The 25,566-nt window shown below is 43.7% G+C and carries 28 protein-coding genes; 8 read left to right on the forward strand and 20 right to left on the reverse strand.

Going from position 1 to position 25,566, the window contains the following annotated elements; genetic code table 11:
- Window positions 1-789 precede the first annotated feature (789 nt).
- Together H539_RS0126445 and H539_RS0126450 are read right to left on the reverse strand one after the other, a co-directional pair.
- Window positions 790-2,193, reverse strand: coding sequence for a sensor histidine kinase (locus H539_RS0126445; RefSeq protein WP_051348822.1), 1,404 nt, complete (start codon window positions 2,191-2,193; stop codon window positions 790-792).
- On the reverse strand, window positions 2,186-2,857 hold the full coding sequence (locus H539_RS0126450; protein ID WP_026696036.1) for a response regulator transcription factor: 672 nt from the start codon (window positions 2,855-2,857) through the stop codon (window positions 2,186-2,188). The genes H539_RS0126445 and H539_RS0126450 overlap by 8 nt, the downstream gene beginning before the upstream one ends.
- A gap of 243 nt (window positions 2,858-3,100) precedes the next feature.
- On the opposite strand from H539_RS0126450, the gene H539_RS29835 reads away from it, so the two are divergent.
- Complete coding sequence (locus H539_RS29835) at window positions 3,101-4,102, forward strand: Mrp/NBP35 family ATP-binding protein (RefSeq protein WP_026696037.1); 1,002 nt, start codon at window positions 3,101-3,103, stop codon at window positions 4,100-4,102.
- 95 nt (window positions 4,103-4,197) lie between these two features.
- Here the strand turns inward: H539_RS29835 and H539_RS33230 are convergent, their stop codons facing one another.
- The 4 genes from H539_RS33230 to fdhF are packed head-to-tail and all read right to left on the reverse strand — an operon-like array spanning window position 4,198 to window position 8,049.
- Window positions 4,198-4,323 carry a hypothetical protein gene (locus H539_RS33230; protein WP_281171484.1) on the reverse strand — a complete coding sequence of 42 codons (126 nt, stop codon included), beginning with the start codon at window positions 4,321-4,323 and terminating at the stop codon, window positions 4,198-4,200.
- Between the two features lie 14 nt (window positions 4,324-4,337).
- On the reverse strand, window positions 4,338-4,571 hold the full coding sequence (locus tag H539_RS0126475; protein ID WP_035324301.1) for a heavy-metal-associated domain-containing protein: 234 nt from the start codon (window positions 4,569-4,571) through the stop codon (window positions 4,338-4,340).
- 21 nt (window positions 4,572-4,592) lie between these two features.
- Window positions 4,593-5,093 (reverse strand): helical membrane plugin domain-containing protein, encoded by a 501-nt coding sequence (locus H539_RS0126480; protein WP_026696039.1) that lies wholly within the window; start codon window positions 5,091-5,093, stop codon window positions 4,593-4,595.
- Window positions 5,068-8,049, reverse strand: a complete 2,982-nt coding sequence (gene fdhF, locus H539_RS0126485; RefSeq protein ID WP_026696040.1) for a formate dehydrogenase subunit alpha — start codon at window positions 8,047-8,049, stop codon at window positions 5,068-5,070. Before fdhF ends, H539_RS0126480 begins: the two co-directional genes overlap by 26 nt.
- Before the next feature lie 211 nt (window positions 8,050-8,260).
- Here fdhF and H539_RS0126490 point away from each other — a divergent pair, with 211 nt between their 5' ends.
- Entirely contained in the window at window positions 8,261-8,479 is a 219-nt protein-coding gene (locus tag H539_RS0126490; protein ID WP_026696041.1) for a hypothetical protein, read from the forward strand.
- 90 nt (window positions 8,480-8,569) lie between these two features.
- On the opposite strand, the gene H539_RS0126495 is transcribed toward H539_RS0126490, so the two are convergent.
- Window positions 8,570-9,073, reverse strand: a complete 504-nt coding sequence (locus H539_RS0126495; RefSeq protein WP_180321076.1) for a dihydrofolate reductase — start codon at window positions 9,071-9,073, stop codon at window positions 8,570-8,572.
- 164 nt (window positions 9,074-9,237) lie between these two features.
- Here H539_RS0126495 and H539_RS0126500 point away from each other — a divergent pair, with 164 nt between their 5' ends.
- Both H539_RS0126500 and H539_RS0126505 read left to right on the forward strand, forming a co-directional pair.
- A complete protein-coding gene (locus tag H539_RS0126500; protein WP_026696043.1) occupies window positions 9,238-9,690 on the forward strand; it encodes a hypothetical protein in 453 nt (150 codons plus the stop codon).
- A gap of 10 nt (window positions 9,691-9,700) precedes the next feature.
- Window positions 9,701-9,997 carry a DUF2653 family protein gene (locus H539_RS0126505; protein WP_026696044.1) on the forward strand — a complete coding sequence of 99 codons (297 nt, stop codon included), beginning with the start codon at window positions 9,701-9,703 and terminating at the stop codon, window positions 9,995-9,997.
- 92 nt (window positions 9,998-10,089) lie between these two features.
- Here the strand turns inward: H539_RS0126505 and H539_RS0126510 are convergent, their stop codons facing one another.
- From H539_RS0126510 to selA, 7 genes are all read right to left on the reverse strand, one after another.
- Window positions 10,090-10,296 (reverse strand): hypothetical protein, encoded by a 207-nt coding sequence (locus H539_RS0126510; protein WP_026696045.1) that lies wholly within the window; start codon window positions 10,294-10,296, stop codon window positions 10,090-10,092.
- A 126-nt stretch (window positions 10,297-10,422) separates the two neighbouring features.
- Window positions 10,423-10,548, reverse strand: a complete 126-nt coding sequence (locus H539_RS33235) for a hypothetical protein (protein ID WP_281171485.1) — start codon at window positions 10,546-10,548, stop codon at window positions 10,423-10,425.
- Between the two features lie 967 nt (window positions 10,549-11,515).
- Window positions 11,516-11,683 carry a hypothetical protein gene (locus H539_RS32495; protein WP_169816048.1) on the reverse strand — a complete coding sequence of 56 codons (168 nt, stop codon included), beginning with the start codon at window positions 11,681-11,683 and terminating at the stop codon, window positions 11,516-11,518.
- A gap of 304 nt (window positions 11,684-11,987) precedes the next feature.
- Window positions 11,988-12,731, reverse strand: a complete 744-nt coding sequence (map, locus tag H539_RS0126530) for a type I methionyl aminopeptidase (protein WP_026696047.1) — start codon at window positions 12,729-12,731, stop codon at window positions 11,988-11,990.
- A gap of 109 nt (window positions 12,732-12,840) precedes the next feature.
- Entirely contained in the window at window positions 12,841-13,560 is a 720-nt protein-coding gene (locus tag H539_RS0126535) for a YebC/PmpR family DNA-binding transcriptional regulator (RefSeq protein WP_026696048.1), read from the reverse strand.
- 186 nt (window positions 13,561-13,746) lie between these two features.
- Complete coding sequence (locus H539_RS0126540) at window positions 13,747-14,766, reverse strand: STAS domain-containing protein (protein WP_026696049.1); 1,020 nt, start codon at window positions 14,764-14,766, stop codon at window positions 13,747-13,749.
- Window positions 14,767-14,945: 179 nt separating this feature from the next.
- Window positions 14,946-16,340: an L-seryl-tRNA(Sec) selenium transferase gene (gene selA / locus H539_RS0126545; RefSeq protein WP_026696050.1), complete on the reverse strand. Its 1,395-nt coding sequence runs from the start codon at window positions 16,338-16,340 to the stop codon at window positions 14,946-14,948.
- 92 nt (window positions 16,341-16,432) lie between these two features.
- Between selA and H539_RS0126550 the strand changes: the two genes are divergently transcribed.
- Both H539_RS0126550 and H539_RS0126555 read left to right on the forward strand, forming a co-directional pair.
- Window positions 16,433-16,744 carry an Hsp20/alpha crystallin family protein gene (locus tag H539_RS0126550; protein WP_026696051.1) on the forward strand — a complete coding sequence of 104 codons (312 nt, stop codon included), beginning with the start codon at window positions 16,433-16,435 and terminating at the stop codon, window positions 16,742-16,744.
- 18 nt (window positions 16,745-16,762) lie between these two features.
- Window positions 16,763-17,155 (forward strand): VOC family protein, encoded by a 393-nt coding sequence (locus H539_RS0126555; RefSeq protein ID WP_026696052.1) that lies wholly within the window; start codon window positions 16,763-16,765, stop codon window positions 17,153-17,155.
- Window positions 17,156-17,253: 98 nt separating this feature from the next.
- Here the strand turns inward: H539_RS0126555 and H539_RS33240 are convergent, their stop codons facing one another.
- A complete protein-coding gene (locus tag H539_RS33240; protein ID WP_483823622.1) occupies window positions 17,254-17,496 on the reverse strand; it encodes an Rdx family protein in 243 nt (80 codons plus the stop codon).
- 276 nt (window positions 17,497-17,772) lie between these two features.
- Between H539_RS33240 and selD the strand changes: the two genes are divergently transcribed.
- On the forward strand, window positions 17,773-18,828 hold the full coding sequence (gene selD / locus H539_RS0126565; protein ID WP_081416057.1) for a selenide, water dikinase SelD: 1,056 nt from the start codon (window positions 17,773-17,775) through the stop codon (window positions 18,826-18,828).
- Between the two features lie 555 nt (window positions 18,829-19,383).
- Here selD and H539_RS0126570 read toward each other — a convergent pair.
- A complete protein-coding gene (locus H539_RS0126570; protein WP_026696054.1) occupies window positions 19,384-19,818 on the reverse strand; it encodes a GNAT family N-acetyltransferase in 435 nt (144 codons plus the stop codon).
- Window positions 19,819-20,257: 439 nt separating this feature from the next.
- Entirely contained in the window at window positions 20,258-21,172 is a 915-nt protein-coding gene (locus tag H539_RS0126580; RefSeq protein ID WP_026696055.1) for an SDR family oxidoreductase, read from the reverse strand.
- A 139-nt stretch (window positions 21,173-21,311) separates the two neighbouring features.
- On the opposite strand from H539_RS0126580, the gene H539_RS32500 reads away from it, so the two are divergent.
- On the forward strand, window positions 21,312-21,485 hold the full coding sequence (locus H539_RS32500) for a hypothetical protein (protein ID WP_169816049.1): 174 nt from the start codon (window positions 21,312-21,314) through the stop codon (window positions 21,483-21,485).
- A gap of 231 nt (window positions 21,486-21,716) precedes the next feature.
- Here the strand turns inward: H539_RS32500 and H539_RS0126595 are convergent, their stop codons facing one another.
- From H539_RS0126595 to hpaB, 3 genes are all read right to left on the reverse strand, one after another.
- On the reverse strand, window positions 21,717-22,961 hold the full coding sequence (locus tag H539_RS0126595) for an aminopeptidase P family protein (protein ID WP_026696056.1): 1,245 nt from the start codon (window positions 22,959-22,961) through the stop codon (window positions 21,717-21,719).
- 83 nt (window positions 22,962-23,044) lie between these two features.
- Entirely contained in the window at window positions 23,045-23,758 is a 714-nt protein-coding gene (locus tag H539_RS0126600; protein ID WP_026696057.1) for a class I SAM-dependent methyltransferase, read from the reverse strand.
- A gap of 360 nt (window positions 23,759-24,118) precedes the next feature.
- On the reverse strand, window positions 24,119-25,558 hold the full coding sequence (hpaB, locus tag H539_RS0126605) for a 4-hydroxyphenylacetate 3-monooxygenase, oxygenase component (protein ID WP_026696058.1): 1,440 nt from the start codon (window positions 25,556-25,558) through the stop codon (window positions 24,119-24,121).
- Between the last annotated feature and the right edge of the window lie 8 nt (window positions 25,559-25,566).

The raw sequence follows: 25,566 nt of genomic DNA on the forward strand, positions 1-25,566 counted from the left end.
ATCCTCCTGTGAATGTTTCTCGTGGTTGAAAACATTGTAACATGGAGGGCTGATGTGGCCCTTTTTCTTTTTACACAATTATATAGACTTAATCCAAATCAAGGCATCAATATAAAAGATTCGTCCATGATAAGCAATCTAATGGACAAAACAGGATTAAGGCAGCAAAGATCTGTCCGTGAATCGCCTTCTAAAGGACAAAACAGGATGAAGGCAGCAAAGATCTGTCCTTGATAGGCCTTCTAAAGGACAAATCACAGTCACGGTATCGACGATTCGTCCATGACCAGCGATTTAAAGGACAAAACAGGACCGAGGCGGCAAAGATAGGTCCATGATAGGCATCCTAAAGGACAAAATCCCAGTCGTGGTACCGACGATCTGTCCGTGACCAGCGATCTAAAGGACAAAACAGAACCAAGGCGGTAAGGATTTGTCCGTGAAACGCCTTCTAAAGGACAAAACAGGATGAAGGCAGCAAAGATCTGTCCTTGATAGGCCTTCTAAAGGACAAATCACAGTCACGGTATCGACGATTCGTCCATGACCAGCGATTTAAAGGACAAAACAGGACCGAGGCGGCAAAGATAGGTCCATGATAGGCATCCTAAAGGACAAAATCCCAGTCGTGGTACCGACGATTTGTCCGTGACAAGTGATCTAAAGGACAAAACAGAATCGAGGCGGTGAAGATATGTCCATGACAAAACCCCCTAAAGTACAAATCCTCTTTGTCTGCAAAAAAACAGATCCTGTCCTTCGACAAAATCTGTTTAAACTATAAAAAATTCACTTTCCTGCCGGCAGCCGAACTGTAAAGGTGCTTCCAGCGCCTGGAGTGCTTTCTACTTCTATACTGCCTTTATGCATTTCCACAATCCATTTTGCTATGGCCAGACCGAGTCCGTGGCTTCCCATTTCTCTTGATCTGGCTTTGTCTGCCCTGTAGAAACGGCTGAAGATCTGCTTTTGGTCCTCTGGGCTTATCCCGATTCCATTGTCCTGTACTTTGATCATCAGCTCGTTTGGAGTTTTCTCAAGCTTTAAGGCTGCTTCTCCGTGATGGTCTGTGTATTTAATGGCGTTATCAAGCAAGATATAAATCAGCTGCGTAATCCTGTCACGGTCGCCGTTTATTAGTATGGAAGGCGGAGATTCAAGCTTCAGGTTTATGTCTTTATCAGCAGCCAGCGAGGCCAGGGAATCGATGGCTTTCTCTGAAATCTCCCTTAGCTCCAGTGATTCATTCCTTAGCTGAAGGCCAACAGAATCAGACCGGGCAAGAGTAAGCAGGTCGCCAACCAGGCAGGTCATCCTTTTTACTTCATCTTTCATGCTGAATAAAAGTTTATAGGAAAAATCGTCCCTTTGAGTATCCATCGTCATTTCCATGGCATCCAGAGAGGACTGCATAACACTCAGGGGTGTCCGCAATTCATGGGAAGCATCCGCGACAAATTCCCGCTGTCTGCTGAAAGCCTTTGATATGGGGACCATCGCCTTTTTGGACATGATGTAGCTGATATAGTAAGCAACTCCTGAGAAAAGTACCGCCAGTGCTCCGAGAATAATCAGGATCCATGTTAAAAGCTGGTGGACAACCGTAATATCCCTTCCTACAAATAAAGTGCCGATATTCTGTCCTTCATATTGAATCGGTCTTGAGGCGATCATGAGATGGACCTTTTGTTTTTCGTGAGGCACTTTCAAGTCAGGACCGTCCATATTATAGTCATCCTGTACATTCCAATCATTTTCGTCTACCTGGATCGATTTCTTTTCAATATCTTTTTTTGCATCCCAATTATCCAGGAGCCGTAGAAATTTTGACCGAAGGCCAGGGAAGCTTTCGGCTCCCATTACTACCTCCCCGCTGGCATCAACCACATAGTAGAAGAACTGGTCCCGGCCTGTAAGCCCGGCATTTTCATGTCCTCCCCGTCCCATGCCGCCTACCCGTGTTTTATGCAGATAGGATTCAATCACCTTCCCTTCCTGCTCACGCAATTCACGTTCTTGATCTTCGTTGATGACAACATATAGAATGCCGTACACGATGAACACAAAAAGAAGCAAAAAAACCATCAGCATGCCGCTGTATGCCAAGGTCAATCTTCCCTGAGTACGGTTAAATAGGTCTGGCTTGCCCTTCTGCTTCCCCTTTTCTAAGAAGGGAAAAATTGTTTTACCCAATTTTATAACCTACTCCCCTAATGCTCTGCAGAATTTCGTGTTTGCCAAGACTGTCTAATTTTTTCCGCAGCAGCTTAACGGTTGCATCGATGGTCTTCATGGATACATCCGCGTCATATCCCCAAATGCGATCCATGATGAGATCCCGAGGCAAAACCTGTCCTTTATTCTGCATCAAAAGATCAATCAATTGGAATTCCCTCGGACTCAGGCTGATTTCCGTTCCACCTGAGCTGATCGTCTGGCTGGAGCGATTCAATACCAGATCATGCAAGTTCACTTCTTCCTCGACAATCGGTGCATAATTCCTTCGGGAAAGAGCTCTGATTCTTGCGAGAAGCTCATCGATTTCAAATGGCTTAACCAAATAATCATCTGCTCCTGAATCGAGGCCTGTGATACGGTCCTCTACCGAATCCCTCGCAGTGAGCATTAAAATGGCCCCGGAATATCTCTCCCTGCGCAATCTCTTGCAGACATCGACACCGCTTCCGTTCGGCATCATCCAATCCAGGATCAGCACATCATAATGAGAGGAAATGCTGTAATAGTACGCTTCCTCTCCCTCCTTCACCCATTCCACTTTATATCCGGATTTCTTTTTTAACATAAATTCAATCAATTCACCGAGCTTTATATCGTCCTCTGCCAATAAGATATTCATCGTTTATTGCTCCTTTTGGTATTGCTCTAATGAGATCTTGGATCGTTTAAGGTATTCGTACTGCGGAAAATAAATATCGTCATTCAGCTATTCTGAAATTATGGCTGCTACAATCGTTAAAATCTTTTTCATTATATCAATAATAAAACATGAAAGTGAAAAGTTGGTGAAGTATATCAGAGCAGGTCTGAAAGCTTTGCAGGTTGGAAAAAATGATGAAAAAAAGTAAAAAGGAATGATGGTATGATTTCGCAGAATGTAATACAAATTGCCTTGATGCAGATTCCTATTCCAGGCAGCGAAAGCCGTCCCATCTGGGACCTGGTGAAAAAATTGTCGATATCCGGACTGGATGCGGAACTTCAACTGATTCCCCCTTCCTCCGATCCAATGGTCCGCTCTGTTCTTCATGATTTGGTGACTAAGGCTCTCAAAGCAGAAGGCGCCGGGAATGTCAGGGTTATCTTTCATAATCCAAATGAGGGAGTCCCAGAGTTGTTAAGAGAACATTCAGGTACCACTTTTATTGCCATAACCAGCGGGAAAGGCGGCGTTGGAAAATCCACCGTAACCATTAATCTGGCTGCCGCACTTGCTAGGACTGGAAAAAAAGTAGGAGTCCTCGATGCAGATATCTATGGCTTCAGCGTACCTTCCATGATGGATATTGAAGAAAAGCCATTTATTACAGACCAGATGGCCTTTCCTGTTGAGCGGGATGGTGTAAAGATCATGTCCATGGGTCTTTTTGTCAAAGACAACAGTCCCGTAGTCTGGAGGGGGCCTATGCTCCAAAAGAGGATTGTCCAGTTTTTAGCGAATACAAATTGGGGTGAGTTGGATTATCTCCTGATTGATATGCCTCCAGGAACTGGAGATGCTGCTATGGATATTGCCGCAATACTGCCTCAGGCAAAGGAAATCATTGTCACGACTCCCCACAGTGTGGCATCCGCGGTTGCCTCCAGAGCCGGTTACATGGCGAGGCATACAGAGCATGAAATACTGGGTGTGATCGAAAACATGGCATATTTTGAGGAAAAGGACGGCACCAGAAGCTATCTGTTTGGCAGAGGGGGCGGAGAGCTCCTGGCATCAAAGCTTCAAACCAACGTGATTGCCCGGCTGCCTTTAACTAGTTTTGAAACCTATAATGGATCCTCTCTGTATGATGAGGATTCAGTGGTCGGTGAATTATTCAGTACCTTAGCTGAGGATCTTTTATTTTTGGATGCTTCCTCTTAAAAAAGATGAAAGGCTGCAGATCATGTCTGCAGCCTTTGTTTCTTCCTATACCAAAAAGGTGCCTCCTTTTTTCCGGGAGGCACCTTTTTTATATTCTACAACTCAAAATAGTTAACACTCTGATCCTGCTGGCAGGTTTCACAAACGTGAAGCATGCGGGACTGGATTCGATCCTCGGATTCAGTTTCTTCTTCTTTTCCGCAAAGCTCGCAGACAAGCATTTAGTCATCCTCCTTCATTTTGGCAGGTCATTGTTTGAGGTGGCGATATCATAGCCTGCATCTCGGATGGCCTGTTGAAAATCATGGCAGGAAGCGGCGTTTTTATCGTAGCCGATCCTGGCTTCACTGCTTAGGATATTAACATCTGCCCGTAAGACTCCCCACACATCGTTCAGGGCCAGGACAATTTTATTTTTGTCTTCATTGGTCAGTGTGCTGTTGATTTTAATGACACTCTGTTCTTCCATGCTTTCTCGATCCTCCTAAATTTAATGGAGTTCCTGTTCAGGATGCTGGGAAAAGGATTCCCCCATTCCATGAAGGAATCCCATCATGGTGGTCATAGCGGCACGGATTTCCGGGTCTCTGATGCTTTTGCCCAGCTGCCAGAGGCTGTGCTGCTCATGATTTTTAATGCTTTCGCCCATCCGCTCAAGGCCCTTTGTCACTCCCCCGAGCATTGATTGAAGCTGCTCGGGTTTCATGGTCCCCATAAAATTGAACAGGTAAATGGCGTTTCGTATAGTATTATGCATCCCTGGCTGGTTGACCTGCTGCATGGCGATCACTCCTACATCTGTCCTTTTTTCAAGGATTGCGTGCAGGGCATCTAATATGCCAATCTCCTGCAGATTCTTTAGGATGGCCATAAAGGACAGGATGCCTTCACGGTTATCGGCGAGCGTTTTTATAATATCTGCCAGCGCCTGACTCTGTTCCTCCAGCGGATTGGGTGCAGTCTTATTAATTTGCCGGATTGCTTTGGCCATATTCTTCTCCTCCACTTCCAAACAATTCTTGGATGGCAGTGAAATCTGGGCGCTGCCACTTGTCTTCTACTCTTACACTAATCTGTGGAACACGGTTTCCAAATCGGTGATTATGCTTCGGAAGCGGTGGTTCTCCATCGGTTTCGAGTACTTCCATTTTGACACTCATTTCCTTATAGGCAGGAGTATGTGTGACGGCATCATGGTAGCTGCTGGTAAGGTAGTTGACACCGCCGTCATCCTCCCTTGAGTTCATGGACAGATAAATTTCCTTTCCTTTTACCCTGTCGGTAACAATCGTCCGCACTTTAACCATGCCGTATGGAGAAGTCAGACGAACAAGCGACCCATCCTTAAGATTTCTTTCCTCGGCAAGCTCAAGGGAGACCTCCAACCAATGCTTAGGAACCTTATGCGTAAGTCCTTCTGACTTGTATGTCATATTGCCTTCATGAAAATGCTCCAGCAATCTTCCATTATTTAAATGCAGATCATATTCCTCGCTCGGTACATATGGCGGTGTCCAGTCAACCGGGAACAGTCTCGCCTTACCCTCTGGCAGGGCAAATTTATCCATATAAAGAAGTGGTGTATCAGTTCCGTCTTTATGAACAGGCCATACCAGACTGTTAAAGCCTTCCAGACGTTCATAGCTGACGCCTGCGAATAAAACTGCCAGGCTTGCTGCTTCATCCATAATTTCTCCTGGGTGCTTATAATCCCATTCTGCTCCCATCCGATTGGCAAGATCCACGAATATTTCCCAATCCGGCTTTGAATCACCCAGCGGATCGAACACTTTATAAAAGCGCTGAATTCTTCTTTCTGTGTTTACAAAAGTTCCATCCTTTTCAAGGCTTGGAGAAGCTGGAAGGACTACATCTGCAAATTGCGCGGTTTTAGAGAAAAAGATATCCTGGACCACGAAGAAATCCAAATCATCAAACGCATGCTGGACATAATTTGAATTGGCATCCACCAAGGCCATTTCCTCACCGAACAGGTACAAAGCCTTCAGTTTTCCCTTTTCGATTGCCTCTACCATATGGTGATTATCCATTCCAGGATCTGTGGGAAGAGATACTCCCCAAGCTTTTTCGTATCTTTCACGGACTTCCAAGTTTGCAACCGGTTCGTATCCCGGGAAGAAGGATGGCATGGTTCCGAAATCACAGGCTCCCTGTACATTATTATGTCCCCTGAGAGGATAGGCGCCTGTACCAGGGCGGCCGTAATTTCCAGTAATGAGCAGCAGATTGGATATCGCCGTACTTGAATCGGTTGCCCCTTTATGCTGAGTGATTCCCATAGCCCAGAGGATACATACCGAATTTGCCTCATGAATCATGGTCGCAGTCTTGATTAAGTCTTCCTGGGAAATCCCGGTCATCTCTTCGGCATAGCTTAATGTGAACTTATCCAAAGTTTTAATATAATCGTCGACTCCAGCCACTCTCTTATCGAGGAACTCCTGGTCGTGCCAGCCCTGGTCTATGATATATTTCGTGACCGCTGAGATCCAGATCAAGTCTGTGCTCGGTACTGGATGAAGGCGGAAATCTGCGCGCTGTGCCAGCTCGTGCTCACGGATATCGGCAACAATCAGTTTTTGTCCATGAAGCTTATGTGCCCTTTTAACCCGTGTAGCAAGGACAGGATGCGATTCGGCAGGGTTTGCGCCGATGACAAACACCAGGTCTGATATCTGGATATCCGCCATCGTTCCAGAGTCTCCCCCGAGCCCCACAGTCCTAAGCAGTCCGGCTGTGGCGGGTGATTGGCAGTAACGGGAACAGTTATCCACGTTATTTGTGCCGATTACAGCGCGGGCGAATTTTTGGGCGAGATAATTCTCTTCATTCGAGCATTTAGAGGAGGCAATCACGCCGATTGAATCTGCACCATGCTCTTCTTTTATGGAAGTCAGCTTGGTTGCAATCAGGTTCAATGCCTCATCCCAGGTCGCTTCTTCAAACACGCCGTTTCTCCTGATCAATGGTTTGGTCAGGCGCTCTTCACTGTTCACATAGTCCCAGCCCCATTTCCCCTTCACGCAGGTAGAGACACCGTTGACAGGTGCATCAGCTGTAGGCTGGATTTTTAATATCTGCCTGTCCTTAGTCCAGACCTCGAAGCTGCAGCCCACGCCGCAATAGGTGCATACTGTTTTCGTGCGTTCGATCCTTGCCGTTCTCATGGCAGCCTCTACTTCTGAAATCGCGAAGATTTCTTTATAGCCTGGCTCCACTTCTTTAATGAGGTCAATCATCGGCTCTAATATTGGAGCGGGAAGCTTGGTCAGGAATCCAGCTTCCCCAAGCATTGATTTTTCCATCAAGGCGTTACATGGACAAACATTAACACAGTGTCCGCAGGAAACACAGGAAGATTCATCGATCGGGACATCGTTATCCCAGATGACCCTCGGCCTCTCCCTGCTCCAGTCGATTGTCAAAGTTTCATTCACCTGAAGATCCTGGCAGGCTTCCACACAGCGGCCGCACAGAATACATTGATCAGGTTCATACCGGTAGAATGGATGGGAATGATCAGGAGGATAAGGCTTTGCCCTGAATTGATATTTCTGATGTTCAATCTCCAAATACTCTGCGGTATTATGTACGGTACAGTTCCCATTGTTGTTATCACAAACCGTACAGTAGAGCTCATGATTTTCAAGAATTCTGGACATAGCCTCGTATTGTGCATCCTTAACAGTCCCTGACAGGGTGTCGACTTCCATTCCTGGAGCAGCCTTTGTCGCACAGGCCCGGACTAATTCCCCGTTGCTTTGCACAAAACAGGTATCACAGGTTTGGATGGTTCCAAGATTAGGATGGTAACAGACACTTGGAATGTACAAATCATGGGACAGTGCAACCTGCAAGATGGTCTGGCCCGGCAGTGCTGTTAATTCTTTTTCATTGATTTTTATTGAAAAAGAAGATTCTGACATCGCATTCCCTCCATTTGAATTTCATTGGGTTTAAATTTCAAAGAATATTCCAGCCCAACTCATAGAATAAAATTTACCTACTAAGATTATTTACCAATTTTTATGTATCAATTCTTTTTTTTTCGGCAAAGTAATTATAAATGGCTATGAATGCGGCCGAGACAGCGGCTGCAGCCTTAAAATTAAGTAGATAAGAGGAGTGCAGCTTCCCATGGAAAAGGAATTACTCTATCAGCTCGTTCAATCAATGATTATGTCCTCATCAAAAAAACCAAAATACATGGCTATCTCAACTGTAAAAGTGGCGGATATCTTGGAATTGCCTGTAAGGGATATTGAGAAGTATCTCGAGGAGATTGTGGAGGAAGGACGACTTCAAAGATCCGTCCTTGAAGATCCGCCGCACAGCAATATTTATTTACTCCCATAATGGCTTGCAGATAAAAACACTGCCTCATAGGAATCTGACCACCCACTGAAGCAATTCGGAAAGTGGTATGACTCTTTGGAGGCAGTGTTTTTATTTATCTTGATTTAGGGATTTTCGTTCGTATACGCAAAAATAATAATCATAGGGATTTTTTTCATCCTTGGGGCCTTTTTCTCTGGAAACAAGGGTCCACCCCTTCTCATCCATTTCCGGAAAATAGGTATCCCCTCGGAATTCGTCCTCTATTTCTGTGATATACAGCCGGTCTGCTTCTGGAAACAGAAGTGAAAAAATTTCTGCCCCGCCAATCACGAAATGCTCCTCGGGCACATTCCTTAACTTCTTTACATCTGCCGCATCGTGAATGATTCTACATCCCTCTGCCTGATAATCTCTCTGTCTGGTAAGGACGATATTCTCTCTCCCCGGCAGAGGCTTCCCGATCGAATCATGAGTTTTTCTTCCCATAATAATGGCATGTCCCATCGTCACTTCCTTAAAGTACTTCAAATCGGCTGGAAGATGCCACGGAAGCTGATTTTCTGCACCTATTACCCTGTTTTTATCCATTGCAACTAAAAATGAAATCATTATCATCCAGTCCTTTCCAGGTTTACGAAACTCATAATTACTACAATGATACACTGAGTTTCTTTTTATAGCTACCAGGGATAGGGACCAGCGCCAAATCCAAAACCAGGAATAACTGTCCTATGATTGGGTAAAGAATCCTATATACAGGAAGGGAGAGACACTGAGTGAAGAGACTGCCAATCCTTCTTTTGATCATTTTTGCGCTGGCGATCCCGGACATGGCCGGAGCGAAGAGCTTCAGTGGAGGAAAATCATCCAGCCGGAGCTATTCAGGGCACAGCCCGTCAGTAACGTATCCATCCAGAAGCCGTACTCCATATAACGGAAATTACAACTCGGGTTATAAAAGTCCATCGAATCACATAACCCGAGGAAATACTTCCAGGTCTCAGACCCAGCAGTCATCTAGGACCGGAGGGTTATTTTCACATGCTGCCGCTTTTGGAGCAGGAGCATTATTTGGACATATGCTGCATCCTTTCGGAGGAAGCTATTATGGAATGAATGGATTCGGATCCTATGGGTTTTCTTTCTGGGGACTCATAATTGATTTCGTACTTATTTTTGTGGTTATTCGATTAATCAGGGGAATTTTCTCAAGAAACAGAAGGTACTAAGGAGAATGGTATGATACTGCTATTAAGTGAACAAGACATCGCAGACAGTATATGTGTATATGTTTCCATGCAGGAGGCAATTGGCCCGGAGAGCGTTCGGGTCAATCTGCAATATCAGGAGGGGTTTGGTTTTTCAGCGATGGTGACAACTCCTGGCGGGAGCCGTTCAATCTCCGAACAGGAAATGATTGATTCCATTGCTGTCTATCTCCAGGAATATCATAGTTTTATTCCGGAACGACTTTTCATCGATCTGTCCTTTACAGAAAAGGATGGAATCGGAGCATCCGTGCAGGTAACCGGATAGTATGCTTAAGGGGCTGCCTATATGAAGGAACCAGTCAACCACTATACAGCGCGGTTAGCGGGGGCCCAATTTTAGAGGCAGCCTTTTCTTCTTTATTCGCTTTCGGACCAGTCAGAAAATAGTCCTGTGCCGTTACAGCCGGGGCATTCGTACATATTTGCATAGTAAAACTCGTGGGCACCATACGGGTTAAAGCCTCTGCCCCTGCAGTCCGGGCAGGTACCGTTTTCTTCCATCGAAGAGAGAAATTTTGCCTGCCTTGCTGTTGTCCATGCGGATATCGCGCTGAATAGACCCATCGCACTCACCTCTTTTTACTTATTATTGGTAAAAGAACGAGGATTTATTACTGACATTTTATTTCTCAGGCAGTATTTTAGTGCAAATCGATTTTCATCGATCATGGAGACAGAGGAAAAGCGGTTTTATTTTTTCTTTTTTAGCTCTTTTCGATTAAAGGCAAAATAAATGAGAAATGGACTGCTTAGGATCAATAGGATTTCTATAGCAGTTAAAAGTTCTTCTAGAATGCCTTTGATTAATTCGTTCATGGTTTTTCACCTGTGTGTTGTGACATTTTATAGGAAGTAAACTCTTTATATTTTTATACTTCTCTTTTTTAATGTGAAGCAAATAGGGCAGGATGTAAAGAATTTACTTGCTGGCAAAAACGGGAAGTGGGCTGTTCTTTCTGTGCGCCGCTCATTTAAAAGCCGCCTGGATACCAGACATGTTATGGAACATACTTTTTTTCACATTAGAGAGGTGCTTCCTATTTTAAACGATCCAGCCTTTTTGTAACTGCAGCTCCCTGCACATACTTCTTATCGCTTCTATTATATTCTGATTTTAAGGAAAGTAGGTAATTTTATTATCAGGGGAAGTATGTTTTATTTCTGAGTAGTCATTTAAGAAGAGAGAGACCCAATTCAGTGCCTTTCTCAAAAATGTTACGTTCTTTTGGCTGCCCGTCTTATTCTATAAATGACAAATCCACTTTCCGGTAGTGTCGGCATACGTTTCAGGCTGAAAGTTAAGTCCTGGTTCGGGGCAGGTGAGTACCCTCATACTCATTCACTCTCCCCCTCTTCGGCCAAATTCTCTTCTTATGCTATTTACCCAAACTTCGATACTCCTAGCACAAATTTAAAAGAATTCATAAGAGAGTATGAATACCTTTTTTTACAAAGCCCCTTCTCTAATATCGGCTACTGTGACGGTTCCACCGGTTTCAACTGATTGTGCGGCCTCCTTTATGATTTGCATGGCCGCAATGCCATCGTTTAAACCGGCTCCCCCTTGGAGGAACCCGCTCTTCCTTTGAAGAATCGGTACGTTCCAAAAAAGGCATTATGTAATTTAAAATTGAAACTCCTGACTCCTTCATCAGGGCTTTCGAATAATTTGTGAAATTTTTTAAATAAAAAAACTGTCTCATATAAAGGAATTCAGACCCTCCTGCAGATATATTCTGCAGGAAGAGTATGATTTCCTTGAGACAGCTTTTTTACCAATGTATTATACGAACTCAAGAACTCGAGCCTGCTGGGAGTGCAGGTCTTTTAATTCCCGGTCATCGAGGTTATATAAATCTTCTTCCATAAACCTATTAGAACTTTCAAGGATTTCCCTTTCCATGTTGAAGCGCTCTATATCCGACAAGAAATAATATTTTAAAACTAGCATTCCTTTATCCCCTTTTACATGTGATTCTATTATAATATCGTCCAATGGCCCGAAATATTTAGCATAAAAGCCAATTTTATATTAAAATACCTTTTGATGTCAAATCATTCAGGGGTATTTTTTTGAGGAAAAGGTGTGTGGTTAGGTGTTTGCGATATTCCCTGACTGCTGGAAGGGCTTTTAGGAAGGAACCTGAATCGAATGGAGGAATCTGATGGAAAATGCTAAACCTTTAGGACAAAATATATCTAAAAAATGTAAAGGCGTACAGAAAAAAATCTGAACGCCTTTCTTCCATAACGTATTATCTTGTGATAATGATCGGACCGTTTTTTGAGACAATGATGGTATGTTCACATTGTGCGACATAACTGCGTTTCGTAACAAAGGTCCAGTCGTCTCCTTCAGGATTGAACACTTCTTCCTCTTCGGATGAGATGAAAGGTTCAAATGCAATGACCATTCCTTCTTTTAAAAGCTCATCATCCACAAGTTCATTATAATTATAGATGTGGGAAGGCTCTTCATGAATGGTTCTGCCAATTCCATGACCTGTTAAATTCATGATGACGGTAAGCCCATTTTTTCTGGCAGTCTGATATACAGCCTTGCCAAGCCGGCTTTTTTTTGAGCCAGGCTTTATATTCTTCAGGCCAGCTTCAAAAGCTTCTACCGCGGTTTGGCAGACTTTTTTCTTTAATTCTTCCCCCTCTCCAACGACAATGGATATGCCTGTGTCAGCAAAGTAGCCGTTTTTAGAGCCGGATACATCAATATTGACAAGGTCGCCCTCCTGGATCACCCTGCTGCCAGGAATCCCGTGAGCCACCTCTTCATTCACACTGATGCAGGAATAACCTGGGAAATCATATTCTCCCATCGGGGCTGAAACCGCACCTTCTTCGCTGAACATTTTTCCGGCTATCTCATCGAGTTCCTTGGTTGTAATTCCAGGGACTGTTCTGTTGACAAGTTCCTCCCTGATAGAAGCGACAATCCGGCCTATTTCTTTTAATGCATTAATATCTGCCTCTGTTTTTGCGATCATCTTATATCACCTGCATGCTGTAAATTTTCTTCTTTTAGAAGTATATACTAACTCTTGTAAAAACACTCATCTCCTGTCTGGATGCCAGCAGGAGATGAGGTTTTATTTATTATTCACCTAAATCGACATTGTGATAAACCTGGCGGACATCCTCCAGATCTTCAATCGCATCAATCATTTTTTCGAATTGTGCCTGTGCATCCTCTGGAAGTGTAATATCGTTCTGGGCAAGCATGGTTAATTCCGCAACTGTAAATTCAGTCACACCTGCATTTTTAAAAGCTTCCTGTACTGCGTGGAACTGATCAGGTTCAGCGTAGACGATCACTGAATCATCTTCATCTATAATATCTCTGACATCTACATCTGCTTCCATAAGAAGTTCTAATGCTTCTTCAGCATTTTTATCGGCCACACCGATAACAGCTGTAGCATCAAACATATAAGAAACAGAACCTGAGACACCCATGTTCCCGCCATTTTTACCGAATGCCGCACGTACATCGGATGCTGTGCGGTTTACATTGTTGGTCAGGGCATCGACAATCACCATTGATCCATTTGGACCGAAGCCTTCATAGCGAAGTTCATCATAACTTTCCTCGGATCCGCCCTTTGCTTTTTCGATGGCACGGTCAATGATGGTTTTAGGCACACTGTACGTTTTAGCGCGTTCCAGCACGATCCTTAAAGCCTGATTTGATTCAGGATTTGGCTCGCCCTGCTTGGCAGCCACATAGATTTCCCGGCCAAACTTCGCATAAACCCTGCTTGTATTTGCATCTTTGGATGCTTTTTTTTCTTTGATATTATTCCATTTGCGGCCCATATTTTTTCCACTCTCTTTCAATCTTTAAATAAACATAATGTATAAAAAGAATACACCGTTCTCTGGTCTGTCCCCATAAAAGCGACAGTTTTACAGATAATATTATACCTCAATTGAACGATTTGTTAAGTATTTATGCTGAATCACAAAAAAACTTACAAAGTTCTCCTCTGTAAGTTTTTTTATTTAAACGATACTTTTTCCCATTTGGCCTAGTGCATAGTAGATTCCATGCTGGAGGGTCTGGAAGCATTCGAATTTGGAGAGCTGTATATCGGTCTGTGAAATGATCATTCCCAGCTCTGCGGAGATGCCAACAAGGATGGTTTCCGTTCCAATCAATCTTGCGGCTGATCCCAGCTTTTCAATAAGGCTTGCGGTATGATGGGTGATATCTCTATCAAGACCTGTTAGATCCAGTACAAGGTATTTCGCTTGATAAGGCGGGAGATTATTCAGTGTTTTAACAATCAGTTCCTCTGATCGCTCCTCATCATATTGTCCAAGAAGAGGTACGACTACAACTCCATCGAGTACAGGTATAATTGGAGAGGATAATTTTTTGACCAGATCATTCAGTTCCCTTGTCTTCTCATCCACAAGAATTTCGAGCTGTCTGATGTGTTCCGATTCTCTTTTTCTTGACAGTTCATGAATGTTTTGCGATACGGTAACTTCTGAAGGAAAATACTCTACAATTGTGCAGTCATGGCCCTCAATCTGATGCTGGATGACTTTATACCAAATGTTCGTGTCAAATAGTCCGGTAAAGATTCCGGCGTAATGGGCTGGGAGAAAGTTTCCCCCAAGTTTTTTATTTTGAGCCAGGTTAATTTTATGCTCCCAGCTGTCAGTCAGCTCAACAAGCAGTGTTTTAGCTTCCGTATTCAACTCTTTAACGATTGTTTTTCCCCATCCGGCAGAAGCATATGTGTTCGTGATTAAATCGGCCGCTTGGGATATATTTACGTTTTTTATCCCTCTGAAGTATTCACCCACTACCAGTCCTTGACGGAAACCAGTTGCTTCAAAAACTAATGTCGAAGCTTCCTCGCCTGAAATTTCTTCAATCGTATCAAAAAAGGTTTTCATGGCCGTATCGATCCAAAAAAGCACGGCATCCTGCCCTTCAAATAAAAACTGTCCCTTCTTGGTATTCCATTCAAATTGAAGTCCATCTACATTGATTTTTGGTTTTTGATCCATGTAATTGTTCCTTTCGTTCTGTCCAATAATTTTCCCACCCCATTATATAAAAATTAAATAAGGGAAGTCCAATAAAGAACATTAGTACTACACTTACAGTCCGTGATATCATTCGGAAAATCCCTGATCAGTACTGGAAGATCATACGCTTCTCCTGATCACTGAGCTAATTCAAAACCTCAGATGAAGGATTTCAAGGTTTGAACGGCCTGCTCGATATCCTGCTGGTCCATGGTTCTCACATCCATCAGCAGCTTATCCTGTTTTATCCTGGCAATAATAGGAGGATCGCTCAGCCTTAACTTTAAATGGAGTTCATCGGCAGAATGCGATGGGTGTCTTATCGCAGCTGCAAATGTCTCGATTTCAACTCCCGGCATTGTCCCTCCTCCAATAGCACTGGCTTCCTTGAGGATCACACAGCTATACCCGGCTTCTTGTAAACGGCTTGTCAGATTATCTGCTCTTTTCCTTAATTCTTCCCCTTCTGTCAATAAATCCGTCAGCAGAGGATTTTTTTTATCTGCGTTTCCCTTTAAGTAATCCACCAGGGTCGCTTCCAATGCGGCAAGAGTCATTTTATCCAGTCTCAATACCCGCGCCAGCTGATGCTTTTTTAACTGATCAATATACATTTTTTTGCCTGCAATGATTCCTGCCTGCGGTCCTCCCAGAAGCTTATCTCCGCTGAAGGAAACCAGATCGGCTCCATCTTCCAGCACTTTTGTGACAAGAGGCTCATCCCCTATTCCCTGCTGTTCAAGATCAAAAAGGACTCCGCTTCCCAGATCTTCGTAGAAAATGATCTCTTTCTTTCTGGCAAGACCAGCCAGCTCTTTGGTGGACACAGACTCTGTGAATCCGATGATTTTAAAATTTGATGTATGTACCTTCATGATGAGAGCTGTTTGTTCGGAAACAGCATGTTCATAATCGGACAGCCGGGTCTTATTTGTAGTCCCAACCTCGACAAGGTCCGCCCCGCTTTCCTCCATAATCGAAGATACCCGGAAGGACCCTCCTATTTCAACAAGCTGGCCCCTTGAGACAATAACCTCTTGTTCCCTCCCGAGTGCTCTCAGGATCAAAAATACGGCTGCAGCATTATTATTGACAGCCATCGCGGCCTCTGCCCCTGTAAGGTCACAGATCCACTTTTCAATATGTTCATGGCGCGAACCTCTCTTTCCGGTTTCCAGATTATACTCCAGATTCGAATAAGAGCCGGCGATTCTGATCATGTGGTCCAATGCAGCAGAGCTTAATCTGGCCCTTCCCAAATTGGTGTGCAGAAGGGTTCCTGTTGCATTTATCACACGTTTTAAACGGTAGTCATATTGTTTTGTTATCCTTTGTTCTGTTCTCCTGAAAATTTCCTGAATAAAAGCCGGTGATTCAGGTGCATGCCCGGTCCAGCTTCCGCTTATAAGCTGTCCTCGGATTTCCTGCAGTACTTCTTTTATGTATGCTGTGAGAGTTGCGGTACTTAGTCCACTCTCACTCATCAGTCTTGTAAATTTCCCATGCTTCTGCAGTTCATGCACAGGCGGGATGGATCGTACGTGCGAATTCACGAGATGCCTCCGTTTCATAAAATTTTATTCATTATAGCATAGATGCTTTAAATGGAATAACGTGTATAAATTCATGAAAAAGGAGTGATCGTATGAAAGTTGACCGTTCCTTTGAATCCTGGCTTGAAATGAGAACTTTCGATCCCTTTACGAATTACCTGGATTTCTCGGCTTTCCGCATAGATCTTTACAAGACCACAGATGGATATTTAGTGGAAGCGGTACTGGAAGAAGCGGATATCAAAGAATATAAGCTGACGGTAAAAGATGCGGAACTTTCTATTCAGTTTCTTAGGGAGGATGAAATTCTCGAACGAAAAGTATACTTCCCTGAATCGATCTTATTCAAACCTATTCAGGCATCTTTAAAAAATAGTATTATTGAAGTGAGGATATTCACTTAGGAAGGGAAGTACTAAAGAATGCTCCATCATATCGAATTGAATGTTTCCAGTTTATCAGCTTCCAAGCAGTTCTGGGGCTGGCTTTTGGAGGAGCTGGGGTATGAATGGTATCAGGAATGGGATGCAGGAGTAAGTTTACGATATGGGTCTACGTATATTGTATTTGTTCAAACGAGACAGGAACATCTTGATCCTTCTTTCCACAGAGCCAAAACCGGGCTGAATCATCTGGCATTCTCTGCAAAGTCCCGGGAACAAATTGACTTCATAACCAATCAGCTTAAGCAAAAAGGATATACCATTTTGTACGAAGACAGACATCCACATGCCGGCGGTCCGGGTCACTATGCAGTCTTTTGTGAGGATCCCGACAGGATAAAAGTTGAGGTAGTCGCCCCTGTTGGATCTTGAAGGCTGCTTGTCTTGTATAGACTGCACGGTAAGACTTTTTCTATAATGAAGGACAGGATGAAACGATCACCCGTCCTTTATTATCATGATTATCAAAATCAGCTCTTTAGTTCTTCTAACACGCTGATCATTTCATCAGAGCTTGGAAAGCGGCCTGTTTCTTTTTTGGAATAAAGAAGCTGTCCGTTGACCGTGACTTCAAAGATTCCTCCTGAACTTGGCACTAACTCTAACTTTGTAATATTACCCCTGAAATGGCTAAAAAGGTCTTCTGCGAGACTCGCAGCTTTTGGTGAGTAATTTCACATCATGCAGAATTCTACTTTTACCTCAAATGCCATCTGCTTGCACCCCCGTTTTTACTTCTGTATTTCACTATCATACCCAATTTCACGATAAGTTGACAATTAAAAAACAAGGCAGCACGATCGGTACGGTTTGCAGCTAGAATTTTTAAAAAGAAAGAAATAGATAACCAGGCGATTATAAAAATATGGCCTTCATTCTAAGTATGGAGGCCTATAATTTGAGATAGAAAGAAGACATGCTATTTTTTTGGTATTTGTCTTCGTACATAGTATAATCTATAAGAAATGTTTGAATTGGAGGTGCAATGGATGTCAGAGCATGAAAAAATCAGGCTTACAGCCCTTTCTACAAAAGCTGGCTGAGGCTGCAAAATTGGTCCAGAGGACCTGGCGCAAGTTTTGCGCCGTTTACCAAAGCAGGAACGTATTCCGGAAGTGCTTGTCGGCCATGAGACATCAGATGATGCCGGCGTTTACAAGATAACAGATGAAATTGCGCTGATCCAGACGGTGGATTATTTTACACCGATCGTGGATGACCCATACATGTTTGGCCAGATTGCCGCTGCCAATTCATTGAGTGATGTATACGCAATGGGCGGTGTGCCGAAGACGGTCATGAATATCGTCGGCTACCCGATCAAAAAGCTTGGCGGTGATATGCTGTCAGATATATTGCGCGGAGCTGCCGATAAAGTGAAAGAAGCGGGAGCTACCACGATTGGCGGGCATTCCATTGATGACCAGGAGCCGAAATTCGGGCTTTCTGTGACAGGATTTGTCCATCCCGAAAAATTCTGGAAGAACGTTGGGGCGAAGGCTGGTGATGTTCTTGTACTCACCAAGCCTATCGGTGTCGGGATCATGACCACTGGTATTAAGAGAAATGCCGTATCCCGGGAACAGGAAAAGACAGTCACAGAAATCATGGCTGAGCTGAATAAAACGGCTGCTGAACTCCTCATGAATTATGAGCCCCATGCAGTTACAGATGTAACAGGATTCGGGCTGATGGGACATGCCAGTGAAATTGCGAGAGGCAGCGGAGTCAGCTTTGAAATCAGCCTTAGCCAGGTGCCCGTGCTGCAAGGTACAGAAGAGCTTGCAGAGGCAGGGGTTGTTCCTGGAGGATCAAAATCCAATCACAGCTGGCTTCAGAATGATGTCGAATACGGAAATGAACTTTCCGGCACGGATCAGCTGATCCTTTGTGATGCTGTCACTTCAGGAGGCCTTCTTATCAGTATGAGTGAAGATGAAGCTGTCAGGTATGTGGATGACATGCAAGAGGCAGGCAATTCTTTTGCCGCCATCATCGGAAAAGTCGTGGAACAGAAAGAAAAACTGATCTACGCTCGCAAATAAAAGGGGCTGTCCAATAAGCCCCTAAAATAAGCAGGCGGAGAAAACAATATGTTTATCTCCGCCTGCTTTATTTTGCCCTATTGCTCTGGTCAGTTTACAACCAGCGCCTTTTGAATTTTCGGGGTCTTGTCTTATTCAGGAACCAAAATAAGGGGAGATTTTCCCGTTATATCAAAAATGGATCTCGTTTCGAGAAGAATAAAGGGAGTTTTTACCGTTAAGGGAATAAAATTAGCCTATTTTTGGATTTTTTAATTCACTAAAGGGAATTTCTCCCTCTATCTAAGCCCTTTTTCCCCATCTTGATGAATTAAGGGGAATTTTTCCCTCTATATCCGATCGGATGCATCCTGCATGAAAAAGTCAGCCGAACCAGAACATGGAAGAATTTGTTTGCTTAACCGGAAAACTTCCCAAAAGACCTCGATTTATATCTGTCCGGAAAATCACCTCTTATTTTATTTTTGCTGATTACTCCATTAAGGACCATTCTCTTATTTAAAAGGAGCTATACAGAAAGCCGGTTTCCTGTCTTTCTGTATAGTTCCCTTTTTATTATTTCGTTTTTTGCAGCTGCATAAACCGGCTGCCAGAATCTAAATCAACAAACCCAAATCGCGAATACAAGGTCTGGGCATCTTTCGTTGCCAGCAGGATCCTTCTGACACTGCTGAAATCCTTATGAGTGACAATGGTTTTTACAAGAAATTTTGAAAGCCCATTACCGCGGTCTTCAGGGAGCACAAAAAGATCACAAAGATAGGCAAAAGTTGCAGAATCGGTGATGACCCTGGCGAATCCGGCCAATCTGTCTGTTCCCTTCTCATAGACTCCAAAGCATATAGAGTTCTCAATGGAGACTGCCACTCTTTCCCTTGTCACATCCGCGGCCCAATACGATTCATTCTTTAGGAATTTGTAGACCTTATCAAAATCAATAAGCTTTTTGTCTGTAGATATATAATAATGACTTACAGGTTTAGTAAACATGAAGGATCCTCCTTTTCAGCCTGTCCCTTTCTTTCTATGTATGAATATAGATTTTTAACACATTTTCTTGATTGTCAGATATAAATTATCAATATCTTATCATACTAGTTTTTTTGAAGCCTGCTTTTTATACTGAGCGGCTCAGGCATTCCCCCTTCTATCAAAGTGAGAAAACATCACGCAAAATGGGAATGCTCAAATGAACAATAGCAACAGCCTATATCCGGAAGAAATGTTGTTCTTTTCCGAGATGAAGGACAAAACAAAGCCGGGTTCCAGAAGAGAAGTCCTTCATCCCCTTCATGAAGGACAAAATAAAGCCTGGATCCAGAAGAAATGTCCTTCATCCCCTATATGAAGGACAAATCAAGGCATCGCTCCAGAAAAATTGTCGTTCACCGAATCCCAGCCAGCCCATAGCAGCCTGCACCATCTACTATTAAGAAAACCATTCTCCCCCGTTCACATGGATGGTCTGGCCTGTGATATAGCGCGAGTCATCGGAAGCTAAAAAAACGAATGCGGGCGCCAGCTCGAAAGGCTGTGCCTGCCTCTCCATAAGATTGTCTACTAGCGGGACGGTATCAGCTGAAAAGCTGGAAGGAATGAGAGGCGTCCACACCCTTCCAGGGGCAATGGCGTTGACCCGGATTCCTTTGTCAGCAAGATTTCTGGCAAGGGCTCTTGTGAAGCCTATATTGGCGCCTTTGGTTGCTGTATAGTCGATCAGTTCTTTGTTCCCTGCGAAGGTAACGACAGACGCTGTATTGATGATGGAACTGCCGGCCTTCAAGTGCGGCAGTGCGGCCCTTGTTGTATAAAAATGGGAATAGATATTTACTTTAAAGGTATTATCGAATTGTTCATCACTGATATCCAGTAAGCTTAGCTGCTGAAACTGAATGCCGACATGATTGCAAAGGACATCCAGGGCTCCAAAGGTTTCAATGGTTTTTTCGACAATGAGGATGCATTGTTGTTTTTCTCTTAAATCACCAGGCAATAACAAGCAGCGCCGGCCAAGTTCTTCAATCCTTTTTTTGGTCCGTTCTGCATCTTCATGTTCATCCAGATATGCGATCGCAGTATCCGCTCCCTCTTTAGCGAAGGCTATGGCTGCTGCGGCGCCCATTCCACTGTCCCCACCGGTGATTAAGACTGTTTTTCCTTTTAGCTTACCAGTCCCTTGGTAGTTTGGATTTTCGATGATTGGCTGGGGCACCATCAGCTTTTCTTGGCCTGGCTGACGGAACTGCCTCTGCTCGGGAACTGTAAGCGGCACATCCTTGAATTCTGTGATTTTTCCGTAATTTGGGTAGCGGGGATATCCCTGCTGATCATTATTCTGCACCATTTATGCATACCTCCTGAATAGATGTATAAGGTACCATATGAGAATTGGGCTTAGAGGTGCCTAGTTTAAGGATAAAGATTGGGCACATGCTCCTGAATGCAGGAATAAAATATATAAGTTTTAAGATTGGAGGCTGACTATGAAGGAGCTTTATTTTTCACAGGATGTGAAATATCTGCTGTTAAACTCTTCCAGCGAAAAGGTGGATGTAATATACGATAAAAACCCGCAGCCATTCCGGCTTCCCCTAATCGGTACCCGGCCGCCTTTTTACAGCAATCCCCGTTACCAGGCGTATTATCCTCCCATTTAGAATGGTACTGGGGTATAAGAATGAAGAGAAAGGCTGTCCGTTTTGGACAGCCTTTCATATGGCCTCTTAGAACTGTTGAAGTCCTCCGTTTTAAAAGGTTTGCAGATATGTTAATGGTACGGGAACTATTTGCTTAAAGCGGTACATACTTGTCTGAGAAGATATAACGGGGAACAAAATAACCCTCCAAGTCAAAATGGAGGGTTACTTGTGGGCCTATAAAAAAGGCTATTATCTTTTCATAAAGGCTTCTATTTCCTCGATGGAGCGGAAGATATCCTTAGACAGGATCTCATGCCCGTTTTCAGTGACCAGAACATCATCTTCAATTCGAATGCCGATATTTTCTTCTTCAATGTATAGACCAGGCTCAACTGTGATGACCATCCCAGGCTCCAGGACTAAATCTGTATAATCTCCCACATCGTGGGTGTCAAGTCCGAGGAAATGGCTGACGCTGTGATAATAATACCGGCTTATTTCACTTTCGTCCTCAATCAATCCTTCTCTTTTGCATCCTTCAGCCAGTACTTTCTTCGTATGTTCATTGAGTCTGGCAAAAGGAACACCAGGTTTTATCAGCTCTGTGGTTTCCTTTAAAGCTTTCAGGACAATATTGTAAAAGGTTTTCTGTTTCTCTGAGAACGTTCCGCTGACCGGGAAAGTATAGCTGATGTCTCCGTTGTAATATTGATATTGTGCGCCAAGGTCTAAAAGGACCAGAGAGCCATCTTCGACTTCCGAGTTGTTTAGGTCATAATGCAGGATCGTCCCATTTTTTCCGCTTGCCGCAATGGTGCGGAAGGCGTGATGCCTGACTCCGGAGGATTTTAGGACAAAATCGAAGTGAGCTTCCAGCTGATATTCTTTCATGCCAGCCTTCGCATTCGTCATCACCTGCTGAATTCCTTCCCAGGTAATCCGGATTGCTTCTTTAATTTTTTCCACTTCTTCAGGCTTTTTATAAACCCTCAGCCTGCTGATCTCCGGATACACATTCTTAATAGCGATATGCGGATAATTCGATTGCATTTTTGCAGCAAAGCTTTGAGCCTTTGTTGTAATGGTATCCAATTCTCTTCTTTCCATGTCCAGATAGAAAGTTGAAATATTGGCGGCAAACAATGTCCGGGAAAGGAAGGCTTCAAATTGCTCCAGATATTGGACGCTTTCTACACCTGATACTTGTTCTGCTTCTTCTCTTGAAATGGTTTTGCCTACCCACTTCTCTAAAACAGGATCTGATTTTTCAATGAAAAGGGACTCTACTACTTTGTCTTTCGTTTTTCTGGCTGTAAAGATTATGCCCGGCTCATCAATCCCGGTGAGATAATAGAAATGCCGGTTCGGTACAAATAAATAATCCTCATCCGCCGATTTCTGGGGAGCTTTGCCTGCAAATAGAATCAGTAAAGAATCTGCCTGCAGATTTTTGTATAGTTCCTGTCTATTATGTATGAAAAACTCTTTATGCATCTAATCTCTCCTTCTTCCTTCATCTAATAAATTATACTATATTCTTAATATGTTCGAAATATGAAGAAGGGAAATTCATAGGATCATAGATGTTCAGGCTTCTTAAATAAAGCAGCCCAGAGGGAGGAAGAACCAAATTGGCCGGTTCCCTGGCAGTCTTTCATTTTTCTAATCTCTATACATTTGAAATCATGGAAGATTTCAAGAATCCTTTCAGAAGAAAATCCAAGGCCTCCTTGTAAGCTGCGGTTCCGGTATACGTCCCAATCAGACTGCGGCGATCCTCCCAGCTCTCCGCCTGTGACAAAGCAGGTTAAGGCAAAATATCCTCCAGGCTTCACTGCCCTATTAACAAGCTGGAGATAATCCAATCTCCTGTGAGGCGGAATATGGTGAAAACAGCCTGAATCATAGACAAGATCAAATGAATGAGGGTCCACTTCCACATGGAAAATATTCTGGTTAACAAAGTTGACCGCAAGTCCGCGCTCCTGCGCCCTTTCCCTTCCCCACTCCAGAGCTTTCACCGAAGTATCCGCCGCTGTAACCTGCCACCCTGCTTCAGCGAGGAACACAGCGTTTCTGCCTGGTCCGCAGCCAAGATCAAGCGCATGGCCAGGGCTGAGCTTAAAATCATTACAATAAGATACCAGATTTTCATCAGGATGGTTCAGGAAAAAGGGGACATTCCTGTTCCGGTCAGAATAGAAATCCTCCCAGTTAAACTTTTTTTCTTCCAATATCAGCTGATCCAGCATCAGCAAAATATCGTTCATATCAGCAATGGTTTCCTTCATAATTACCCTCTTTCCACCGTGTTGATGTGATGTATTGCAACTATAATTTTACCGGTTTCTTCCACTTCTGTTGTTACAATCCTTTTAAGAAAGCGTTAAATGTCCCTGATTGCAAACCCTCCGCACAGGGTTCTATTCATATGTCCAGGGTGTAAGAAAGACTGACTCATGGCTGGAATTTCATTTTAAATAGTAAGATATGACAAGGACCCCGGCAAGCAGGAATAGCCTTCTGGAAGTGTTATACAATGTGGTCTGTAATCAGCAAACAACTCTTTTGTAATATTAGTAACCATTTTGTAATATAACTCTTCCTTTATCTCTCCTTATCTAAAAATAGAAAAAGCCCACGAGGTGGACTTAATCATTCAATAATCTGAAGACAAGATCTTTAGCCTCCTGTCTTTCATATCCATTATAAATTCCGGTCGATATCCTGACAGGATCGCCGAAAAAGAATCGCTCATAGACGGTCTGTCTTCCGCCGAATGCACTTGTACTGATGTCCCAGGCTAAACGGAATAGCCCGATTTTTGTCTTGGCGTCACAGTCCGTTCCCTTCAGATAATGATTTAAATCTGGGCCTACTTCTGAATCGAAGTCCTCTTCAGCTGGAATGGTGATCAAACCGCTGGCTCCGAGAAGCTGAAGGATTTCCATCAGTCTTGCATGCAGCTTTGGATAAGTGGAAATCGCTGCATAAAGTGAATTGGAAGAAGGAATCATCCTTCCCCTTGAATCCGGTGCTGCTTCCATCTCTGATGCGAGAAGAAGAGATTTCATGATTTCATAGCCGACAATGATTTCGCTTACTTTTTCTTTAACATGCTGATAGGAGTCGATTTGGATGGTATCAACGAGCAGCTGGGCAATTCCCAGAATAAATTCGGTTTTCACCGCCTGCCTTGCGACCGTTTGATGCAGGAGGAAGGAATAAAAACTTGAGTCATTATACATGTTAAAGAGCACTTCCATATCCTTATGCAAAAAGACTCGTTCCCATGGGACTTCCACTGAATCGAATACAACAATCGTATCCATTTCCTCAAATCGCGAGCCAAGCGGATGATTATAATGGGAGGAGCTGTAGCTGAAGGACTCCCTGCAGATAAATTTCAGATTTTTGGTGCTGCTGGGAATCGAAAAGGCATATACAGAGGAATCTTCAATGAAATTTCCCATAACAGGCAGTACAACCAATTCATCTGTCAGCCCTCCCTGTGTCGCCAAAAGCCTTGCTCCTTTAATAATGAGGCCATCACTGGTTGTTTTGATGACTTTAGCAGCCAAAGGTTCTTCCCCATTATTCTCAAAATAACCCAGTGAACGATTCACTTGAGGAGTAACAAAGGTATGGGAAAACGATAGATCATTCTCCCTTCCGCGCTCATAAAGAGATTTGATGGCAGAGCCCCAGCTTTCGTTGCCATCAAAGATATCCCACGCAGTGCCAAGAGCCATGATCCCTGTATTCATATAATCCGGCGACCGGCCCATCAGCCCCCCTGAAGCTTTTGCCCACTCTTGTGCGGCCTTTCGCCTTTTTTCTAAATCCTCCTTAGATCTCGGCTCCAGATAAGAAGTCCCTACCCTTCGGCCTGAAAGCGGCGAGACATAAGTCATCAGCTCCCTGAATTCAGGAGCAAGCTGCAGATCATACAGAGCCGCTTTACTCGTTAAAATCCCTTTGAATGCTTGATGCTCACAGATGTTTCCTGTAATTCTCTGTCCATTTATCCATATTTCCGGCTGGCGTTCTCTAAGCCTGCCAAGATAAGCAGAACCGTCTATTGCTCCCATCAAAACCC

Origin of the sequence: Peribacillus kribbensis DSM 17871, assembly GCF_000430765.1 — a bacterium.
Lineage (GTDB): Bacteria > Bacillota > Bacilli > Bacillales > DSM-1321 > Paraperibacillus > Paraperibacillus kribbensis.

What these genes read in the sequence shown, in the direction of transcription:
- H539_RS0126450 (WP_026696036.1), bottom strand. Translation starts at nt 2,857, where the DNA reads ATGAATATCTTATTGGCAGAGGACGATATAAAGCTCGGTGAATTGATT.
- H539_RS29835 (WP_026696037.1), top strand. Translation starts at nt 3,101, where the DNA reads ATGATTTCGCAGAATGTAATACAAATTGCCTTGATGCAGATTCCTATT.
- H539_RS33230 (WP_281171484.1), bottom strand. Translation starts at nt 4,323, where the DNA reads ATGCTTGTCTGCGAGCTTTGCGGAAAAGAAGAAGAAACTGAATCCGAG.
- H539_RS0126475 (WP_035324301.1), bottom strand. Translation starts at nt 4,571, where the DNA reads ATGGAAGAACAGAGTGTCATTAAAATCAACAGCACACTGACCAATGAA.
- H539_RS0126480 (WP_026696039.1), bottom strand. Translation starts at nt 5,093, where the DNA reads ATGGCCAAAGCAATCCGGCAAATTAATAAGACTGCACCCAATCCGCTG.
- fdhF (WP_026696040.1), bottom strand. Translation starts at nt 8,049, where the DNA reads ATGTCAGAATCTTCTTTTTCAATAAAAATCAATGAAAAAGAATTAACA.
- H539_RS0126490 (WP_026696041.1), top strand. Translation starts at nt 8,261, where the DNA reads ATGGAAAAGGAATTACTCTATCAGCTCGTTCAATCAATGATTATGTCC.
- H539_RS0126505 (WP_026696044.1), top strand. Translation starts at nt 9,701, where the DNA reads ATGATACTGCTATTAAGTGAACAAGACATCGCAGACAGTATATGTGTA.
- H539_RS0126510 (WP_026696045.1), bottom strand. Translation starts at nt 10,296, where the DNA reads ATGGGTCTATTCAGCGCGATATCCGCATGGACAACAGCAAGGCAGGCA.
- H539_RS33235 (WP_281171485.1), bottom strand. Translation starts at nt 10,548, where the DNA reads ATGAACGAATTAATCAAAGGCATTCTAGAAGAACTTTTAACTGCTATA.
- H539_RS32495 (WP_169816048.1), bottom strand. Translation starts at nt 11,683, where the DNA reads ATGCTAGTTTTAAAATATTATTTCTTGTCGGATATAGAGCGCTTCAAC.
- map (WP_026696047.1), bottom strand. Translation starts at nt 12,731, where the DNA reads ATGATCGCAAAAACAGAGGCAGATATTAATGCATTAAAAGAAATAGGC.
- H539_RS0126535 (WP_026696048.1), bottom strand. Translation starts at nt 13,560, where the DNA reads ATGGGCCGCAAATGGAATAATATCAAAGAAAAAAAAGCATCCAAAGAT.
- H539_RS0126540 (WP_026696049.1), bottom strand. Translation starts at nt 14,766, where the DNA reads ATGGATCAAAAACCAAAAATCAATGTAGATGGACTTCAATTTGAATGG.
- H539_RS0126550 (WP_026696051.1), top strand. Translation starts at nt 16,433, where the DNA reads ATGAAAGTTGACCGTTCCTTTGAATCCTGGCTTGAAATGAGAACTTTC.
- H539_RS0126555 (WP_026696052.1), top strand. Translation starts at nt 16,763, where the DNA reads ATGCTCCATCATATCGAATTGAATGTTTCCAGTTTATCAGCTTCCAAG.
- H539_RS0126570 (WP_026696054.1), bottom strand. Translation starts at nt 19,818, where the DNA reads ATGTTTACTAAACCTGTAAGTCATTATTATATATCTACAGACAAAAAG.
- H539_RS0126580 (WP_026696055.1), bottom strand. Translation starts at nt 21,172, where the DNA reads ATGGTGCAGAATAATGATCAGCAGGGATATCCCCGCTACCCAAATTAC.
- H539_RS32500 (WP_169816049.1), top strand. Translation starts at nt 21,312, where the DNA reads ATGAAGGAGCTTTATTTTTCACAGGATGTGAAATATCTGCTGTTAAAC.
- H539_RS0126595 (WP_026696056.1), bottom strand. Translation starts at nt 22,961, where the DNA reads ATGCATAAAGAGTTTTTCATACATAATAGACAGGAACTATACAAAAAT.
- H539_RS0126600 (WP_026696057.1), bottom strand. Translation starts at nt 23,758, where the DNA reads ATGAAGGAAACCATTGCTGATATGAACGATATTTTGCTGATGCTGGAT.
- hpaB (WP_026696058.1), bottom strand. Translation starts at nt 25,558, where the DNA reads ATGGGAGCAATAGACGGTTCTGCTTATCTTGGCAGGCTTAGAGAACGC.